1 protein-coding gene and 1 pseudogene are annotated in these 2212 nt (G+C 67.2%); both read right to left on the bottom strand.

Going from position 1 to position 2212, the window contains the following annotated elements; translation table 11 throughout:
- Positions 1-21: 21 nt before the first annotated feature.
- Entirely contained in the window at positions 22-1152 is a 1131-nt protein-coding gene (locus tag I53_RS11370; RefSeq protein WP_251982298.1) for an alkaline phosphatase family protein, read from the bottom strand.
- A 127-nt stretch (positions 1153-1279) separates the two neighbouring features.
- Positions 1280-2212: pseudogene (locus tag I53_RS11365) on the bottom strand (aspartate-semialdehyde dehydrogenase); the annotation flags it as partial.

The following is a 2212-nucleotide window of genomic DNA, read 5'->3' as shown; positions in this document are numbered from 1 at the left end:
GGCTTGCCGGTTCCGCGCCGATCAGGCCGTGGCCCGGCTCGGAAAGGCGTCGGCGCGAAGCCTGATGCCCCTGGCATCCGGATCGAACAGGCCGAGCCCGAGATCATGCGCGAGATCGATGGCGAGGAAGCCCGGCGGAAGCTGCCCCTTCGGCACGCCTTTATAGGCCTGCGACGCGGCGAAGCTGGTCCCGCTCTCCTTGGAGATGGTGGAGAAGCCGTGATCGGAGGTGACGATCACATCCGTGGTCTCCGCCAGACCGAGCGCCTTCAGCGCGCCGAGCAGCGCGGCCAGGTTGGCATCCGCGTTGCGGATCGCCGCGAGGCTCGTCGGTCCGTTGATCCCCGGGACGAGCCGGCCGAGACTGTCGCCCTGATTGTGCTGCGTCCCGTCGGGATCGCGCGACCAGTAGACGAGCACGAAGGGTTTTCCGCGGGCTTTGAACAGCGGTAGGACCGCCTTCGTCGCCACATCGGTGAAGTAGCCCTGCTGCTCGACATTGGCGGCGAGCGTCCCGGGCGAATCGGCGGTTCCGGCCAGGCCGTTGGCGCCCCGCGTCGGCGCCTGCAGCGGAAGCCCGGCCGCATCCAGGCGCGTGCGCAGGTCGTCGCTCAGCGGGATGCCGCTCGGCCGGCCCGTGCTGTCGTCGACCAGGATGCTGTCCTGTCCGGAGCGCGCCGTGTGGTCGAAGATCAGGGAGGGGCCGAGCTTGCCGATGCTGGCCGTGGAGAGCCCCTGGGCGTGAGCCGCCCGCAGGATCGTCTCCTCGTTGAGGTAGTTGCCGGCGAAATGCGCGTCGACGTCGCCGAGGACGGGGTCGCTCTCCAGAAACGGCGTGAGGCTCTCTCCGGCCCCGGGGACCGGGAAGGCCGTGTAGATCGTGTTCCCGAACTGGCCGGTGTCGCCCAGCATGTGGCCGGTCGCCATCGCGGTGGCGTTCGGCATCGTGAAAGTCGGGAACAGGGAGTGCGTGTTGGTGAACCGCACCCCGGCCTTCATCAGGCCATCCATCGCCGGCGCGTTCGCGGCGTTCACCATGCCGTCGCGGAGCCCGTCCGCGATGAACAGGACGACATTCCGAGGCTGCGGCTGAGCCTGAGCCGCGCCGACGATCGACAGACCGACGAGACAGGACACAAAGAAACGCCGCATACCGAATCTCCACGTGATCCGGTCTGCGGCGTGGGCCTGAACGATGACGGGCGCGTGACAAATCCTAGGGACGTTGTCCCAAGGATTTCGGTGCTGGCTCCTCCTCCCGCCGGGAGGAGGACCGGCCTCAGGCCGCGCGCTTGGCCCGGTTCAGGAGCTTGCGGTTCACCAGAATCTCGGCGATCTGCACCGCGTTGAGGGCCGCGCCCTTGCGCAGGTTGTCCGAGACACACCAGAGGTTCAGGCCGTTCTCCACGGTCGCGTCCTCGCGGATGCGCGAGATGTAGGTCGCATCCTCGCCGGCCGCCTCGTGGGGCGTCATGTAGCCGCCGTTCTCGCGCTTATCGATCACCAAGACGCCGGGGGCGGCGCGCAGGATCTCGGTGGCCTTCTCGGCCGAGAGCGGCCGCTCGAACTCGATGTTGACCGCTTCCGCGTGCCCGATGAAGACCGGAACGCGGACGGCGGTCGCCGTCAGCTTGATCTTCGGGTCGAGCATCTTCTTGGTCTCGGCGACCATCTTCCACTCTTCCTTCGTGTAGCCATCCTCCATGAACACATCGATGTGGGGGATGACGTTGAAGGCGATCCGCTTGGTGAACTTGCCGCCCTGCTTGATCTCGCCGGCGGTGAAGACGGCGCGGGTCTGGTTGAACAGCTCGTCCATCGCCTCCTTGCCGGCGCCGGAGACCGACTGGTAGGTCGAGACCACGACGCGCTTGATCGTCGCCGCCTCGTGGAGGGGCTTGAGCGCGACGACCAGCTGCGCGGTCGAGCAGTTCGGGTTGGCGATGATGTTGCGCTTGGTGAAGCCCACCACCGCGTCGGCATTCACCTCGGGCACGATCAGCGGCACGTCGGCGTCGTAGCGGAAGGCCGACGAGTTATCGATGACCACGCAACCCTGCTGGCCGATGCGGGGCGACCATTCCTTCTACGCCTCGCCGCCGGCCGACATCAGGCAGATATCGGTGTCGGTGGAGTCGTAGGTGTCGAGCGTTTTGACCTTGAGCGTCTTGTCGCCGTAGGAGACTTCCTGCCCCTGGCTGCCGCGCGAGGG

The organism is Methylobacterium sp. B1, from assembly GCF_000333255.1.
Lineage (GTDB): Bacteria > Pseudomonadota > Alphaproteobacteria > Rhizobiales > Beijerinckiaceae > Methylobacterium > Methylobacterium fujisawaense.
Note: the sequence above shows the minus strand (reverse complement) of the source record. Positions and strands in the feature narration are given on the sequence as shown.

Excerpts from the sequence above, each read along its gene's own strand:
- I53_RS11370 (WP_251982298.1), bottom strand. The coding sequence starts at position 1,152 with ATGCGGCGTTTCTTTGTGTCCTGTCTCGTCGGTCTGTCGATCGTCGGC.